The sequence below is a fragment of the Klebsiella sp. Q11 genome, assembly GCF_964241505.1.
GTDB classification, from domain to species: Bacteria; Pseudomonadota; Gammaproteobacteria; order Enterobacterales; family Enterobacteriaceae; genus Klebsiella; species Klebsiella michiganensis.
Genome location: NZ_CAXSXW010000002.1, coordinates 44,904 through 60,932 on the forward strand (window position 1 = coordinate 44,904; position 16,029 = coordinate 60,932).

A 16,029-nucleotide genomic window follows, 5' to 3' on the forward strand; every position below is an offset into this window, starting at 1 on the left:
CCGTCACACTCGCCAGAACGGCTGAGTGTGACGGCGTCTGTCAGGCTTTAACTCGCTGAATATATTCGGCAAAAGCGCTAAGCTGTCCGGACAGATGGTCGAGCGTACTCTGATCGACGACTTTCCCCTCCTGCGGATCCACTTTGTTCTGAATCACGCCGCCCATAAATTCGGGCTTATTCATCACCATTGCGTCGAGGAATACCAGAATCTGGCGCAGATGATACTGACAGCGCGCGCCGCCAATCGCGCCCATTGAACTGGTTTGAATCAGTACCGGCTTACCGGATAGCGGCTGTTCCGGCAGGCGAGACAGCCAGTCAATGGCGTTTTTCAGACCGCCGGGAACCGAGTAGTTATATTCCGGCGTAACGATAACCACGCCATCAGCCTCGCGAATTTGCTGAGCGATATCCTGAACGCTTTGTGGAAATCCCTCTTCCTGCTGGACGTCGGCATCATAGAGAGGAATATCGCCAATGGACGGTAACGCGGAAACCGCCATTCCTGCGGGCGCGATGCCGGGGAGGGTACGCGCGACCATGGCATTAAAAGAGCCTTTGCGCAGACTTCCGAGTAACGTAACAACTTTCAACGTATCAGACATGATTGCTCCTTTGCATCATGATGGCCGGGTTATCCGGTCAGTTGAGGGAGAAGGCTTTTTCTACCGGTAAATGAGTGAAACGCATCAGCCGGGCGGACGGCTCTTTGGCGCGAGCCTGCGCGTCGGGCAGGCTGCGCCAGCCCTCTTTACCATTATATTCCCAGACTTTCAGCTGGCCGATATCCGGACTGGCGGCGATGGACCAGACCAGCACCGTTTCGGCATCGCACACCGCTTCGATTGACTGCGTCCCGCTTGTCCGTAATCGTCCGGAGCCCGGAAGAAGCTGGAGGTTAACGGCGTTTTCACCGGTCAGTTTCATGACGCTTTTGCGGAGTGCGTCAAGCTGAGCGCGCGCTTCATCAGGATCGTGCTGGTTGCTAATCCATACCCGCTCATTACTGTTAAAGACGTAGCGGTCGGCGTCGGGCGAGGCATGTAAACTGCGGGAGGCGTGCGGTAATTCCATATCCAGGCCGCAATCACCTTCGGTGGATAACGCGACGCCGACAATATTCCCGGCATAGGAGATGGAAAAACGCGGGAGATTTTCGTCGCGGAAAGCGGGTTTTCCATTCTCTTCGTCAATAATTTCAGGAAGTTCGCTGATGCCGTACAGCATAAAGAGGAGTTCTGCGAGGAGTGACCGTGATGCGCGATAGCGGCTTTGTCGGTACTCAGGCAGGCGGCTGGCGGATTGATGACAGGCCGCTGACAGGCGTGTTGATAGCGGTTCCCGGGTGTTGAGTATCCCTCTTGCAAAATGCGTTGCCATTCGTCGCTCCGTGATTAATGGTCAATGATAAAAATTGCGAATTATATTATCGCTCAGAATTGCCAGGTTTTAATGCGGAAATCACTCCTTGCGCAATAAATTGCATAAATTTTACAATTTATTGCGCAAGACGGGCTAATCCAACGCTAGAGCGGTTCAGTATAGAGCTGCCTGAGCGTTTCTCGCAGCCAGACGATCTTCGGATTGTAGCTGTTGCGCTTATGCCACAGGAGGGTGAAGGGGACGCGTATTTTCTCCAGCTGGGACGGCTCCAGCGGCAACGGGAGTGAAACCAGCGGCAGATGGTGCTGTTGATTATAACGCTGGCAATAGCGCGGGGCGGTGGCCAACATCGTATGATGAGGCTGGGCCGCCATAAACAGCGACTGCTCAAAACCCGGAACGGTCAACGCCACGGTGCGTTTATGCCCCAGATCGTGCAGAACATCATCCAGCGCCCAGGTATCGCTTTGTTCCCAACAGATATTGATATGCGGATAACGCAGGAAAGTGTCCAGATTCCACTCCTCGTTCAGCGCGGGATGATCGGCGCGCAGCCATACCTGCGGGAGATCGGTAAACAGGATTTCAAAATCGATATACCAGGGCAGCAGGCTGAGCTGTTCACGGGAGCGAGGATGGGTTTCCCGGCCGCAAAAACCGATGTCGACTTCACCGCGAATAATCGCATCCAGCGAATCATAATCCCAGTTACGCAGGCGGATCAGCGCCTGCGGATAGCGCTGGTAGATCCGCTGCGAAAGCGTATTCAGCAGGATCATCAGCAGCGGCGACTCTGCCGCCAGCTCAAACTTTAACCCGCTCGGCATGGTGTGATGAGGCTTATCGAGGATCTGATTACCCATCTGCATCCAGTCCGCCAGATCCTGCTCCATACTGCTCATCAGCGGCGTGGGTGACAGTCCCAGAGGCGTTTTGACAAACAGCGGATCGTCAAACCAGACGCGCAGTTTAGCCAGCGATTTACTCACCGCCGACGGCGAAACGTTCATCCGCTTCGCCGTGCGGGTGACGCTGAGCTCCTGGGTTAAGAGCTGCAGGCACAGCAGCAGGTTAAGATCGAGACTCGACAGGGGTTTCTTCATAGCGTTGCGCGGCCCGCGCCGGAGAGGTGACCATAATCAGAACAATGCTCACTATGCTACAGGCAATAAGTATCCCGATCAGCATATTCATCGCGCTGAGTCCGATGATAGCCGCCAGCCAAATCCACAGTGAAGAGCCGCAGACCTGAGCAATTCCCAAAACAGAACTCGCCACGCCGGCGCGCAGGGTGAATGGCCCAAGGGCCTGACTCATTGCTACGCCAAAGCCGGCGGAGAACCCGGCGCAAATCAACCCCAGACCCAGCATCGTCATCGTCTGGCTGGTGGAGAGGCTCAGCAGCACGCCGGCGATAAAGAACAGCACCTGCGAGGTCAGCATCAGGGTGCGGGGCTTAAATAGCGTCAAAGCGAACGGCGTTGAGAACGACACCACCATGCTAACAAGCGCCATGAGCGCCATCGCCATGGAATAGGTGCCGCGATCGAAGCCCATCACTTCCATCATGAGCACCGGGGAGACGTTAACGTAAGTCAGGATAGCCGTCACGCTCAGGGTGGTTATGATTATTCGGCTGAGAAAAAAGCGGTTAAGCAGCGACTCGGGGACATTATTTTCCTGCATCGCCGCATGTGGCGCGGCTGTGGGGCGCGTTTCCCGCAAGATAAAGACCGAGAGCAGTCCCACCAGAACGCCCATGCCTGTCATGGTATAGAACAGGCTCTGCCACGGGTATTTCAGCATAATCAGGTGGCCGAGTACCGGCGCCAGTACCGGAATAATGCAGGTGATACCGTTAAGGAGGGAAAGCACCTTCGCCCGGCGGCGATCGTCGAGGGTATCGCGCAGCACCGCAAAGGCGACGACGTAGCAGCTGCCCGCGCCAATCCCCTGAATAAAACGCCCAGCCAGGAAGTGGGCGCTGACCTGCGCCTGCGAGCAGAGAAGGGAGGCCAGTATGAAGACAACGGCACCGAAAATCGCCACCGGCTTGCGCCCTGATTTATCGGCGATACGACCCGCAAACAGCATCGCCGCGGCCATTCCCGCCAGATAAACCGAAAAGGCGATATGCAGCTGCGCTTCACTGGCCCCCAGATCCTGCGCAATGCGCGGTAGACCGACCAGATACATATCGATGCCGGATGGATAAAGCAGAACCAGCGCAAAACTGCAGATAAGAAAGCGTGCCATAGAACCCCTCGCATAAGAATGCGGTACAGAATAGTGGGGTTCGTGCGGGAGTACGAGTTGCCATTTGGACAACAACGATTTCCTGGGAGGAAAAACGGTTGAAAGATGTGCAGCGATAATTTAATTATTTGTTTTTATATCGCTTTTTGATATTTCCAATCAAGCGATCGCGTCCCGCATTATTTCCAGATCTTTGCCATACCTTCACTTTCTGGCCTGACGCAGGAAAACCCAAATTTGGCGTACAGTTCGGGAACATCCGCCACCAGCGAGACGTATGCCCCTTTAACCGCGTTTTCATCCAGCCAGGAGACGATTTTCTGCATGATCTGGCGACCGAGACCTTTTCCCTGATGGGCCGGGTCCACGGCGACGTCGACGATTTCAAAGTTCAGCGCGCCGTCGCCGACGATGCGTCCCATACCAACGGGCACGTCCGCATAGAGGACATGCACGCCGTAGCAGCTACGCGGCAGACCCGCGCGGGCGCCTTCCAGCGGGCGCGGCGACATACCTGATATGACGCGCAGGCGACAAAAATCTTCCGCCGAAGGGACGGTATCAATAAAGGTGTAATCAGCCATCATTGTCGTATCCGGTAAGTGGGGGTACCGATAAGGGTAATAGACAAAGCGATACGCCGTGAAGACGCTAAAGGAAAAAATTAACCCGCTTTAACAGGACGTTAATGCGGGTTAGTCAATGCTCACATACTGAGCTTATTTACCGATACAGAAACTTGAGAAAATGCGTCCCAGCAGGTCGTCGGAGGTAAACTCGCCGGTGATTTCGCTCAGGCTCTGCTGGGCCAGGCGCAGCTCTTCCGCCAGCAGCTCGCCAGCCCAGGCGCCCAGCAGCTGCGCTTTACCCTGCTGAAGATGCTCTGCGGCGTCGGACAGCGCCTGCAGATGGCGGCGGCGCGCCAGAAAGCCGCCTTCCATATTGGTTTCAAAGCCCATGCTCTGCTTGAGATGATTACGCAGCACGTCTACGCCCTCGCCGGTACGCGCCGAAAGGCGAACAAGTGAGTGGTCATTCACTTCGCTCAGCCCCAGCGTTTCGCCGGTGATATCCGCCTTGTTGCGCACCACGGTAATCGGCAGGTTTTTCGGTAGACGGGCGATAAAATCTGGCCAGATATCCGCCGGATCGGTCGCATCGGTGGTGGTACCATCGACCATAAACAGCACGCGATCGGCTTGTTCAATCTCCTGCCAGGCGCGTTCGATGCCGATACGTTCGACCTCATCGTTCGCATCGCGCAGGCCGGCGGTATCAATGATGTGCAGCGGCATACCGTCGATATGGATATGCTCGCGCAGCACGTCGCGGGTGGTACCGGCAATATCGGTGACGATAGCCGCCTCCCGGCCCGCCAGCGCGTTCAGCAGGCTTGATTTCCCGGCGTTCGGCCGCCCGGCAATGACGACCTTCATCCCTTCGCGCAGCAGGCTGCCCTGGCGCGCTTCGGCGCGCACGGCGTCAAGATCGGCGATAACGTCGTTTAGCTGGGCTTCGATTTTGCCATCGGAGAGGAAGTCGATCTCTTCGTCCGGGAAATCAATGGCCGCTTCCACGTAGATGCGCAGGTGCGTCAGCGCTTCCACAAGATGGTTTACGCGAGTGGAGAATGCGCCCTGCAGCGAATTCAGCGCAGAACGCGCCGCCTGCTCGGAGCTGGCGTCGATCAGGTCGGCAATGGCTTCTGCCTGTGCCAGGTCGAGCTTGTCGTTTAAAAACGCGCGCTCGGAGAACTCGCCGGGCCTGGCGATGCGCACGCCCGGCAGCGTCAGAATGCGTTTCAGAAGCAGGTCGAGGATAACGGGGCCGCCGTGGCCCTGAAGCTCCAGCACGTCTTCGCCGGTAAAGGAGTTCGGGCCGGGGAACCACAGCGCAATCCCCTGATCCAGCGCGCTGCCGTCGCTGTCTTTAAACGGCAGGTAGTCGGCATAGCGCGGCTTCGGCAGCTTGCCCAGCACCGCCTGCGCAACGTCGCGCGCCTTCAGGCCAGAGATGCGCAGAATGCCCACACCACCGCGTCCCGGTGGGGTTGCCTGGGCGACGATAGTGTCGTTATGGCTCATGGTGACTCTCTATGTAGATGTAAAAAAGGCGGTCTAATGACCGCCTTCTCTGGCATTAACGTTACCGTAAATACTCAAAATAATTCAAGAGTATCAGGATTTTTTCTTCTCGCGGCTATGCAGGCCACGCTTCTCCAGACCACGGTAAATCAGCTGCTGCTGAATAATGGTGACCAGGTTGCTGACGATATAGTAAACCACCAGACCGGACGGGAACCACAGGAAGAACACCGTGAAGATGACCGGCATAAAGGTCATGATCTTCTGCTGCATCGGGTCGGTCACGGTGGTCGGAGACATCTTCTGGATGAAGAACATCGTCGCGCCCATGATGATCGGCAGGATGTAGTACGGGTCTTGCGCAGACAGGTCGTGGATCCACAGGATAAACGGCGCATGACGCAGTTCAACCGAGGCGCTCAGCATGTAGTACAGCGCAAGGAAGATTGGCATCTGGATAATCAGCGGGAAGCAGCCACCCAGCGGGTTAACCTTCTCAGCTTTATACAGGGCCATCATTTCCTGGCTTTGACGCTGCTTGTCGTCGCCCAGACGCTCGCGCATTGCCTGAATCTTCGGCTGCAGCATACGCATCTTCGCCATGGAGGTGTACTGCGCTTTAGTCAGCGGGTACATGATGCCACGAACGATAAAGGTGATGACGATGATGGAGAAGCCCCAGTTGCCCAGGAAGCTATGGATCCATTTCAGCAGTTTGAACAGCGGCTGAGAGATAAACCACAGCCAGCCGTAGTCGACGGTCAGGTCAAGATGCGGCGCAACGGCAGCCATTTTGTCCTGAATAGCCGGGCCGACCCACAGGGTGCTTTCCAGCTTATCGGTTTGACCCGGCTGCACCAGAACCGGCTGAGATTTGTAGCCGATTGCCACAATACCGTTGCCGAGATTCGCGGTGTAGAAGTTGTTAGTACCGGTGTTCTGCGGAACCCATGCGGTAGTAAAGTACTGCTGCAGCATGGCAACCCAGCCGTTTTTGGTGCTGACGTTCAGGTTTTCGTTATCGACGATAGTATCGAATTTGTATTTTTCGTACTTCGTTTCAGACGTTGAGTACGCCGCGCCACGGAAGGTGTGCATCGTCGTCAGGCCGCCGGTCTGCGTGTCGCGATGCGTCGGCAGGTTGGCGGTTTGCTTCAGCTGGCCAAAGGTCGACAGTTCCAGCGGTTTTTCGCTGGCGTTCTGCACGCTATAGCCGACGTTCACCGCATATTCACCGCGCTTCAGGGTGAAAGTTTTAGTGAATACGTTGCCTGCTTTATCGGTGTACGTCAGAGGAATGACGATTTCGTTCTGGCCATCAGCCATCACAAACGCATCTTTATCGACGTTATACAACGGACGCGGTCCGTTAGCCGGGTTGTCCGGGCCATCACGACCGGTCAGGCCGCTCTGCGCCTGATAGGTAAACTGCGGCGTGGTTTCCAGAAGCTGGAACGGCTCAGTTGACTTCAGCTCTTTCGGATAATCCAGAAGCAGCGCTTGCTCAACATCACCACCGCGGGTGTTGATGGTCAGGTCAAGCACATCGGTTTTTACCGTAATCAGTTTCCCCTGGCCACTGGCCGGTACGCCCTGGTCGGCGGCGCTACCCGTTGCTGTGGTCGTTGTCTGCGTGGTCTGCTGCTGGGGTTGAGGATTGTTATCCTGCTCCCAGGCTTGCCAGATCATGAAAGACACGAACAACAAAGCGATGATAAGAAGATTGCGTTGCGAATCCATCGTTAGTGTTCTCTGGTATCAAATGGTCCAGGCGGGACGGGATCGTCACCACCAGGGTGTAAAGGGTGGCATTTTAATACGCGTTTCACCGTCAACCAACTGCCTTTTATCAATCCAAACCTGCGCAATGCCTCAATTCCGTATTGAGAACAGGTCGGCGTGAAACGACAGTGCGGCCCGAGTAGCGGACTAATCAGGCGCTGATAGACCCGAATCAGGCCTATCAGGACCCGCGAGCCAGGCGACAGTGGCGGCGCCATAATTTTTCCAACGCTTCCGAGAGAGCACGGTTATCGAGGTCGGCAACCCCTTTCTTCGCCACCACCACGAAATCCATTGGCGGGAGTTCATGTTGACGTAAACGGAAGCTTTCACGCGTCAGACGTTTAATCCGATTGCGTTCATGCGCGCGCTTGACGTTTTTCTTGGCGACGGTAAGACCGATGCGGGGATGCCCCAGCGAATTTTGGCGGCCGAGGATGGTGATTTGCGGCGTGCCAGCCCGTAATGGCTGCTGGAAGACGAAAGTGAAATGACTGGGAGTTAACAAGCGTAACTCCCTGGGAAATGCGAGCTTAACCACTCAGGGTTAGCTTTATTACTTGGAAACGGTCAGACGAGCGCGGCTTTTAGCACGACGACGTGCCAGAACCTGACGACCATTTTTAGTAGCCATACGAGCACGGAAGCCGTGAGAACGGTTGCGCTTCAGTACAGACGGTTGAAAAGTGCGTTTCATGGCGATTTCTACCTAAACTTAAATAATTTCACTGACTTTCGCGTAAATCCGAACGAATTTCGAACGGCCTACGCCTCAGCGTGGGTGATTAAAGAGGCCGGATTGTAATAATTGTACACTCCGGAGTCAATTCTCTTTCCTTATTTCTCGCACCTTGCCGCACAAAAAACAGGCGATGGCACGCTGCGGAAAACGGGCATTACGCGCCGGGTGGTGGATTATACGACCTGGTGGATAAAGCGCAAGGATCGCAAAGGATCTTTGTTAGATCGATTAAGCCCAAAACCAGGATAGTTCATTAATTTTTCCAATATGCGGCTGAAATCGTGCTCCACTCCAGCCAGGATCGATTACACTTACCCAGCTTCGATCCTTCCTGTGGATAAATCGGGAAGAATCTGTTGAGAAACACAAGATCTCTTTCTCAGTTTAGGCTATGATCCCCGGTCCCGATCGGGATCCAGAGATCCGCATCGGGTAATAACCGCAGATAGCGGTTCGCACGTCACCCCTTTTGTGCAGGGGCTTTTCGGCTATGCAGGGTCTTGTCGACGTGTGCCAACAATCACGATTGTTTCAGTTTCTCTTTATATATCGATTTTTGTTCGAGTGGAGTCCGCCGTGTCACTTTCGCTTTGGCAGCAGTGTCTTGCCCGATTGCAGGATGAGTTACCAGCCACAGAATTCAGCATGTGGATACGCCCTTTGCAGGCGGAATTGAGCGATAACACGCTGGCACTGTATGCGCCAAACCGTTTTGTGCTCGATTGGGTAAGGGATAAATACCTCAATAATATCAATGGACTCCTCAATGATTTTTGCGGTGCGGATGCCCCACAGCTGCGGTTTGAGGTGGGCGCTAAGCCTGCCGTTCAGATGCAGAGAGGTACGGTAAGCGTTGCGGCCGCAGCGCCTGCGCAGCAGATCCAGACGGCGCGCGTTGCGCCCACTATCGTGCGTCCGGGCTGGGATAACGTTCCGGCGCCGGCAGAACCGACCTACCGCTCTAACGTCAACGTCAAACATACGTTTGATAACTTCGTCGAAGGTAAATCCAACCAGCTGGCTCGCGCGGCGGCGCGTCAGGTTGCGGATAATCCCGGCGGCGCGTACAACCCGCTGTTTCTTTATGGCGGCACCGGCCTGGGTAAAACGCACCTTTTACATGCGGTGGGTAACGGAATTGTGGCGCGTAAACCCAATGCGAAAGTGGTTTACATGCACTCCGAGCGTTTTGTACAGGACATGGTAAAAGCCCTGCAAAACAACGCCATTGAAGAATTTAAGCGCTATTACCGCTCCGTTGACGCACTGCTGATCGATGACATTCAGTTTTTTGCTAATAAAGAGCGCTCGCAGGAAGAGTTTTTCCACACCTTTAACGCCCTGCTGGAAGGCAATCAGCAGATCATCCTGACGTCGGATCGCTATCCGAAGGAGATCAACGGGGTTGAAGATCGTCTGAAATCACGCTTCGGCTGGGGGCTGACGGTTGCGATCGAGCCGCCTGAGCTGGAAACCCGCGTGGCGATCCTGATGAAAAAAGCCGATGAAAACGACATCCGCCTGCCGGGCGAAGTGGCGTTCTTCATTGCCAAGCGCCTGCGCTCTAACGTACGTGAGCTGGAAGGGGCGCTGAACCGCGTTATCGCCAACGCCAACTTTACCGGCCGGGCGATCACCATCGATTTCGTACGCGAAGCGCTGCGCGATCTGTTGGCTTTGCAGGAAAAACTGGTCACCATCGACAATATTCAAAAGACGGTGGCGGAGTATTACAAAATTAAGGTAGCGGACCTGCTGTCTAAACGCCGCTCCCGTTCGGTGGCGCGCCCCCGCCAGATGGCGATGGCGCTGGCAAAAGAGCTGACCAACCACAGTCTGCCGGAAATCGGCGATGCGTTTGGCGGCCGCGACCATACCACCGTCCTGCACGCTTGCCGTAAGATTGAGCAACTGCGTGAAGAAAGCCACGATATCAAAGAAGATTTTTCCAATTTAATCAGAACATTATCCTCGTGACGCTATGAAATTTACCGTAGAACGTGAACATTTATTAAAACCGCTGCAACAGGTGAGCGGTCCTTTAGGTGGTCGTCCGACGCTACCGATTCTTGGCAACCTGCTCCTTCAGGTTACCGATGGCGCGCTGTCGCTGACCGGTACCGATCTGGAAATGGAAATGGTCGCGCGCGTTGCGCTGATTCAGCCGCACGAAGCGGGAGCAACAACCGTTCCGGCGCGTAAATTTTTTGATATCTGCCGCGGCCTGCCTGAAGGCGCGGAGATTGCGGTACAGCTGGAAGGCGAGCGTATGCTGGTGCGTTCCGGTCGCAGCCGCTTCTCGCTCTCTACGCTGCCAGCAGCGGATTTCCCCAACCTTGATGACTGGCAGAGCGAAGTTGAATTTACCCTGCCGCAGGCGACCATGAAGCGCCTGATCGAGGCGACGCAGTTTTCGATGGCTCACCAGGACGTTCGCTATTACTTGAACGGCATGCTGTTTGAAACCGAAGGCAGCGAACTGCGCACCGTGGCGACCGACGGCCACCGCCTGGCGGTTTGCTCGATGCCGCTGGAAGAGTCCCTGCCCAATCATTCGGTGATCGTACCGCGTAAAGGCGTGATTGAGCTGATGCGTATGCTCGACGGCGGCGATACCCCGCTGCGCGTGCAGATCGGCAGCAACAATATCCGCGCTCACGTTGGCGACTTTATCTTCACTTCAAAGCTGGTGGATGGTCGTTTCCCTGACTATCGCCGCGTACTGCCGAAAAACCCGGATAAGCACCTGGATGCCGGCTGCGATATTCTCAAGCAGGCCTTTGCCCGCGCGGCGATTCTTTCTAACGAAAAATTCCGCGGCGTGCGCCTTTACGTCAGTGAAAATCAGCTGAAAATCACCGCCAATAACCCGGAACAGGAAGAAGCGGAAGAGATTCTGGACGTCACCTATGCCGGGACTGAGATGGAAATCGGCTTTAACGTCAGCTATGTACTGGATGTGCTTAACGCGCTGAAGTGCGAGAATGTGCGTATTCTGCTGACCGATTCCGTGTCGAGCGTGCAGATTGAGGATGCGGCTTCTCAATCCGCAGCCTATGTCGTCATGCCTATGCGATTGTAGAATCTGCAAAGGGGCTGGTTTACTTGCCATTTCGCCTTCCGGCAGTGCTCGAAATGCTCACGTACTTCGTGTACGCTCCGCTTTCTGCGCGCTGGCGGTAGACGAACTGGCTGCGACACCCACGCCCCTTGAATGATGACGAGCTGATATGTCGCTATCCCGACTTCTAATCAAAGACTTCCGCAATATTGAAAATGCGGATCTCGCCCTATCCCCCGGCTTTAACTTCCTGGTTGGCGCTAACGGCAGCGGCAAAACCAGCGTGCTTGAAGCTATCTATACGCTCGGCCACGGTCGGGCGTTTCGTAGCTTGCAGATTGGCCGCGTGATTCGTCACGAGCAGGAGTCATTTGTTCTGCACGGTCGCCTGCAGGGCGAAGAGCGAGAAGTCGCCATCGGCCTGACGAAAGATAAGCAGGGCGACAGCAAGGTGCGTATCGACGGCACTGACGGGCATAAAGTGGCGGAGCTGGCGCACCTGATGCCGATGCAGCTGATTACGCCCGAGGGGTTTACTTTACTCAACGGCGGCCCCAAATACAGAAGAGCGTTCCTTGACTGGGGATGCTTCCACAACGAAGCCGGATTCTTTACCGCCTGGAGCAACCTGAAGCGCCTGGTGAAGCAGCGCAACGCCGCGCTGCGTCAGGTCAGCCGCTATGCACAGCTGCGGCCCTGGGATCTGGAGCTGATACCGCTGGCGGAGCAAATCAGCCGCTGGCGGGCCGAATACAGTGCCGCTATCGTCGAAGACATGGCGGATACCTGTCGGCAGTTTTTACCGGAGTTTGCTCTCACCTTCTCTTTCCAGCGCGGCTGGGAGAAAGAAACGGATTATGCCGAGGTGCTGGAGCGAAATTTCGAACGCGACCGCATGCTAACCTATACCGCCCACGGCCCGCACAAAGCGGATTTCCGCATTCGTGCTGACGGCGCGCCGGTAGAGGATACATTGTCACGCGGGCAGCTTAAGCTGCTGATGTGCGCCCTACGACTGGCGCAAGGCGAGTTTCTGACCCGTGAAAGCGGGCGGCGCTGCCTGTACCTGATTGATGATTTTGCCTCGGAACTTGACGACGCGCGGCGCGGGCTGCTGGCCAGCCGCTTAAAAGCCACGCAGTCGCAGGTTTTCGTCAGCGCCATTAGCGCTGAACACGTTATGGACATGTCGGACGAAAATTCGAAGATGTTTACCGTGGAAAAGGGTAAAATAGCGGATTAACCTAAGATGAAATGAGCGAGAAACGTTGATGTCGAATTCTTATGACTCCTCCAGTATCAAAGTCCTGAAAGGGCTGGATGCGGTGCGTAAGCGCCCGGGTATGTATATCGGCGACACGGATGACGGCACCGGTCTGCACCACATGGTATTCGAGGTTGTGGATAACGCTATCGACGAAGCGCTCGCAGGTTACTGTAAAGACATCGTTGTTACTATCCACAGCGACAACTCCGTCTCCGTACAGGATGACGGCCGCGGTATTCCGACCGGTATTCACCCGGAAGAGGGCGTGTCGGCGGCGGAAGTGATCATGACCGTTCTGCACGCGGGCGGTAAATTCGATGATAACTCGTATAAAGTTTCCGGCGGTCTGCATGGCGTAGGCGTTTCCGTTGTTAACGCCCTGTCGCAGAAGCTGGAGCTGGTCATTCAGCGCGATAACAAAATTCACCGTCAGATTTATGCCCACGGCGTGCCGCAGGCGCCGCTGGCGGTTACCGGCGAAACCGAAAAAACCGGCACCATGGTTCGCTTCTGGCCGAGCTACGAAACCTTTACCAACGTGGTCGAATTCGAATACGAGATTCTGGCAAAACGCCTGCGCGAGCTGTCGTTCCTGAACTCCGGGGTGTCGATTCGCCTGCGCGACAAGCGCGACGGTAAAGAAGATCATTTCCACTACGAAGGCGGTATCAAAGCGTTCGTCGAATATCTGAACAAAAACAAAACGCCGATCCACCCGAATATCTTCTATTTCTCCACCGAAAAAGACGGCATCGGCGTTGAAGTTGCGCTGCAGTGGAACGATGGTTTCCAGGAAAACATCTACTGCTTTACCAACAACATTCCGCAGCGCGACGGCGGTACCCACCTTGCAGGCTTCCGTGCGGCAATGACCCGTACCCTGAACGCCTACATGGATAAAGAAGGCTATAGCAAAAAAGCGAAAGTCAGCGCCACCGGCGACGATGCCCGTGAAGGCCTGATTGCCGTGGTCTCCGTGAAGGTGCCGGATCCGAAATTCTCCTCGCAGACCAAAGACAAGCTGGTCTCTTCCGAGGTGAAATCGGCGGTCGAACAGCAGATGAACGAACTGCTGAACGAATACCTGCTGGAAAACCCGTCTGACGCCAAAATCGTGGTCGGTAAAATCATCGACGCGGCGCGCGCGCGCGAAGCCGCACGTCGCGCGCGTGAAATGACTCGCCGTAAAGGCGCGCTGGATCTGGCTGGCCTGCCGGGCAAGCTGGCGGACTGTCAGGAACGCGACCCCGCGCACTCTGAACTGTACTTAGTGGAAGGGGACTCTGCGGGCGGCTCTGCGAAACAGGGGCGTAACCGTAAGAACCAGGCGATTCTTCCGCTGAAAGGTAAAATCCTTAACGTTGAGAAAGCGCGCTTTGACAAAATGCTCGCGTCTCAGGAAGTGGCGACGCTGATTACCGCGCTGGGCTGCGGCATTGGCCGCGATGAGTACAACCCGGACAAACTGCGCTACCACAGCATCATCATCATGACCGATGCGGACGTCGACGGCTCGCACATTCGTACGCTGCTGCTGACCTTCTTCTATCGCCAGATGCCGGAAATCGTTGAGCGCGGACACGTCTACATTGCCCAGCCGCCGCTGTACAAAGTGAAGAAAGGCAAGCAGGAACAGTACATTAAAGACGACGAAGCGATGGATCAGTACCAAATCTCCATCGCGCTGGATGGCGCCACTTTGCATACCAACGCCAACGCGCCGGCCCTGGCCGGCGAGCCGCTGGAGAGACTGGTTGCCGAGTATAACGCCACGCAGAAAATGATCGGTCGTATGGAGCGTCGCTTCCCGAAAGCCCTGCTGAAAGAGCTTATCTATCAGCCTACGCTGGCGGAGGCCGACCTGGCGAACGAGCAGACCGTAACGCGCTGGATCAACGCCCTGGTGAGCGAGCTGAACGAGAAAGAGCAGCACGGCAGCCAGTGGAAATTTGATGTCCGCGAGAACGCCGAGCTGCAGCAGTTTGAGCCGATCGTTCGCGTGCGTACCCACGGCGTGGATACCGATTATCCGCTGGATCATGAGTTTGTCACCGGGCCGGAATACCACCGTATCTGCGCGCTGGGCGAAACGCTGCGCGGTCTGATTGAAGACGATGCCTTTATCGAGCGCGGCGAACGTCGTCAGCCGGTGGCCAGCTTCGAGCAGGCGCTGGACTGGCTGGTGAAGGAGTCCCGTCGCGGCCTCTCTATCCAGCGCTATAAAGGTCTTGGTGAGATGAACCCGGATCAGCTGTGGGAAACTACCATGGATCCGGACAGCCGCCGCATGCTGCGCGTGACCGTCAAGGACGCGATTGCCGCTGACCAGCTGTTCACGACCCTGATGGGGGACGCCGTTGAACCGCGTCGCGCCTTTATCGAAGAGAACGCCCTCAAAGCGGCAAACATCGATATTTAATCGTCGTACACCGCCATACTCAGGCCGCGCGTTTAGCGCGGCTTTTTTGTGGGCTCAGGCCTGTCCAGCGACATCACGGACGGTAAGCGGCTGGCGAGCGTATCGACGGCAATTCTCACCCTCAGCGGTAGATGCGGCGTCTGTTGCCAGACCGCGTGAACGTCGAAGCGCACATCCGGCGCCTGCTTTAACAGCGGAACGAGTTTTCCCTGATGAATTTCTTTGCTGACCATCCAGCAGGGCAGCCATGCAATGCCGTGTCCGGCCAGCGCAGCGTCGCAGATCGCCTGCAAATCATCCATATTGAGCGATGAACGGGGAGTGAAGGTGTGCGAGGCACCTTCGCTATCCATCAGCTGCCAGGAGAGCACTCTGCCGGCCTGCAGATAGTTAATGGCCGCATGATGGGGTAAATCATCAACGCTTTGCGGCGTGCCCTTCTTCAGCAGATAATCCGGCGCGGCGCACAGCACCATGCGGTGTTCTCCCAGTCTTCTGGCGACCAGAACGCTGCTGTCCTGAAGCGTGCCGTTACGCACCGCCATATCAAACCCTTCCTCGACGAGATCCACCACGCGATCGCTGAATGACATCTCCAGCTCAAGGCCTGGATGTTCCTGCGCCAGCGCGATCAGCAGCGGGGCGACGCACTGGCGGCCAAACAGCACCGGCATGGCCACGCGCAGGCGGCCACTGACCTGCTGTTTCCCCGTTTCCAGCAGCGATTCTGCGCCCCGAATTTCCTCCAGCGCGCGCAGGCAGTGTTCATAAAAAAGGGCGCCGTTGTCGGTCAGGCTCTGGCTGCGGGTCGTACGTTGAAACAGACGTACCCCCAGTCGCTCCTCAAGGCGAGCGATGCTCTTTCCCACCGCCGAACGCGACAAATGCAAACGGATTGCGGCCTGAGCAAAACTCCCCGCCTCAACGGCGGCCACAAAAACCGGAATATCCTTCAGCGTATCGGTCACGGATTGTATCTTTTCTTTCATCAATAATGGGAAAACTTATCGCCACTGGCGACCCTGAGTCAACG

The 16,029-nt window shown here is 56.0% G+C and carries 15 protein-coding genes; 4 read left to right on the forward strand and 11 right to left on the reverse strand.

The features are described from left to right. Positions 1-40 precede the first annotated feature (40 nt). The 10 genes from ACESQ2_RS02610 to rpmH all read right to left on the reverse strand — a co-directional run bounded on the left by ACESQ2_RS02610 (position 41) and on the right by rpmH (position 8,204). Positions 41-607, reverse strand: coding sequence for an NADPH-dependent FMN reductase (locus ACESQ2_RS02610; protein WP_032718759.1), 567 nt, complete (start codon positions 605-607; stop codon positions 41-43). A gap of 37 nt (positions 608-644) precedes the next feature. Beyond that, positions 645-1,382 (reverse strand): 4'-phosphopantetheinyl transferase superfamily protein, encoded by a 738-nt coding sequence (locus ACESQ2_RS02615; protein WP_014227339.1) that lies wholly within the window; start codon positions 1,380-1,382, stop codon positions 645-647. Positions 1,383-1,528: 146 nt separating this feature from the next. Then, complete coding sequence (gene yidZ, locus ACESQ2_RS02620) at positions 1,529-2,488, reverse strand: HTH-type transcriptional regulator YidZ (protein ID WP_373170142.1); 960 nt, start codon at positions 2,486-2,488, stop codon at positions 1,529-1,531. Next, entirely contained in the window at positions 2,457-3,641 is a 1,185-nt protein-coding gene (locus ACESQ2_RS02625; protein ID WP_373170143.1) for an MFS transporter, read from the reverse strand. Before ACESQ2_RS02625 ends, yidZ begins: the two co-directional genes overlap by 32 nt. Before the next feature lie 179 nt (positions 3,642-3,820). Continuing rightward, complete coding sequence (locus ACESQ2_RS02630) at positions 3,821-4,228, reverse strand: GNAT family N-acetyltransferase (RefSeq protein WP_048262966.1); 408 nt, start codon at positions 4,226-4,228, stop codon at positions 3,821-3,823. Between the two features lie 132 nt (positions 4,229-4,360). Next, a complete protein-coding gene (gene mnmE / locus ACESQ2_RS02635; protein ID WP_025107558.1) occupies positions 4,361-5,725 on the reverse strand; it encodes a tRNA uridine-5-carboxymethylaminomethyl(34) synthesis GTPase MnmE in 1,365 nt (454 codons plus the stop codon). A 93-nt stretch (positions 5,726-5,818) separates the two neighbouring features. After that, the gene (gene yidC / locus ACESQ2_RS02640; protein WP_004855708.1) at positions 5,819-7,465 is read right to left on the reverse strand and encodes a membrane protein insertase YidC; all 1,647 of its coding nucleotides are present in this window, start codon (positions 7,463-7,465) and stop codon (positions 5,819-5,821) included. 2 nt (positions 7,466-7,467) lie between these two features. Further along, a complete protein-coding gene (yidD, locus tag ACESQ2_RS02645) occupies positions 7,468-7,725 on the reverse strand; it encodes a membrane protein insertion efficiency factor YidD (protein WP_004871831.1) in 258 nt (85 codons plus the stop codon). Further along, positions 7,689-8,048: a ribonuclease P protein component gene (gene rnpA, locus ACESQ2_RS02650; protein WP_004871829.1), complete on the reverse strand. Its 360-nt coding sequence runs from the start codon at positions 8,046-8,048 to the stop codon at positions 7,689-7,691. Before rnpA ends, yidD begins: the two co-directional genes overlap by 37 nt. 15 nt (positions 8,049-8,063) lie before the next feature. Then, on the reverse strand, positions 8,064-8,204 hold the full coding sequence (gene rpmH / locus ACESQ2_RS02655) for a 50S ribosomal protein L34 (RefSeq protein ID WP_004871828.1): 141 nt from the start codon (positions 8,202-8,204) through the stop codon (positions 8,064-8,066). 621 nt (positions 8,205-8,825) lie between these two features. Here rpmH and dnaA point away from each other — a divergent pair. The 4 genes from dnaA to gyrB all read left to right on the forward strand — a co-directional run bounded on the left by dnaA (position 8,826) and on the right by gyrB (position 14,996). Further along, positions 8,826-10,226: a chromosomal replication initiator protein DnaA gene (dnaA, locus tag ACESQ2_RS02660; RefSeq protein ID WP_004871826.1), complete on the forward strand. Its 1,401-nt coding sequence runs from the start codon at positions 8,826-8,828 to the stop codon at positions 10,224-10,226. Positions 10,227-10,230: 4 nt separating this feature from the next. Continuing rightward, positions 10,231-11,331, forward strand: a complete 1,101-nt coding sequence (gene dnaN, locus ACESQ2_RS02665; RefSeq protein ID WP_004107206.1) for a DNA polymerase III subunit beta — start codon at positions 10,231-10,233, stop codon at positions 11,329-11,331. Positions 11,332-11,479: 148 nt separating this feature from the next. Then, positions 11,480-12,553, forward strand: coding sequence for a DNA replication/repair protein RecF (gene recF, locus ACESQ2_RS02670; protein ID WP_032694288.1), 1,074 nt, complete (start codon positions 11,480-11,482; stop codon positions 12,551-12,553). A 28-nt stretch (positions 12,554-12,581) separates the two neighbouring features. Further along, the gene (gene gyrB, locus ACESQ2_RS02675) at positions 12,582-14,996 is read left to right on the forward strand and encodes a DNA topoisomerase (ATP-hydrolyzing) subunit B (RefSeq protein WP_046877120.1); all 2,415 of its coding nucleotides are present in this window, start codon (positions 12,582-12,584) and stop codon (positions 14,994-14,996) included. Between the two features lie 32 nt (positions 14,997-15,028). On the opposite strand, the gene ACESQ2_RS02680 is transcribed toward gyrB, so the two are convergent. Beyond that, positions 15,029-15,964 carry a LysR family transcriptional regulator gene (locus tag ACESQ2_RS02680; protein ID WP_046877132.1) on the reverse strand — a complete coding sequence of 312 codons (936 nt, stop codon included), beginning with the start codon at positions 15,962-15,964 and terminating at the stop codon, positions 15,029-15,031. Positions 15,965-16,029: the final 65 nt, after the last annotated feature.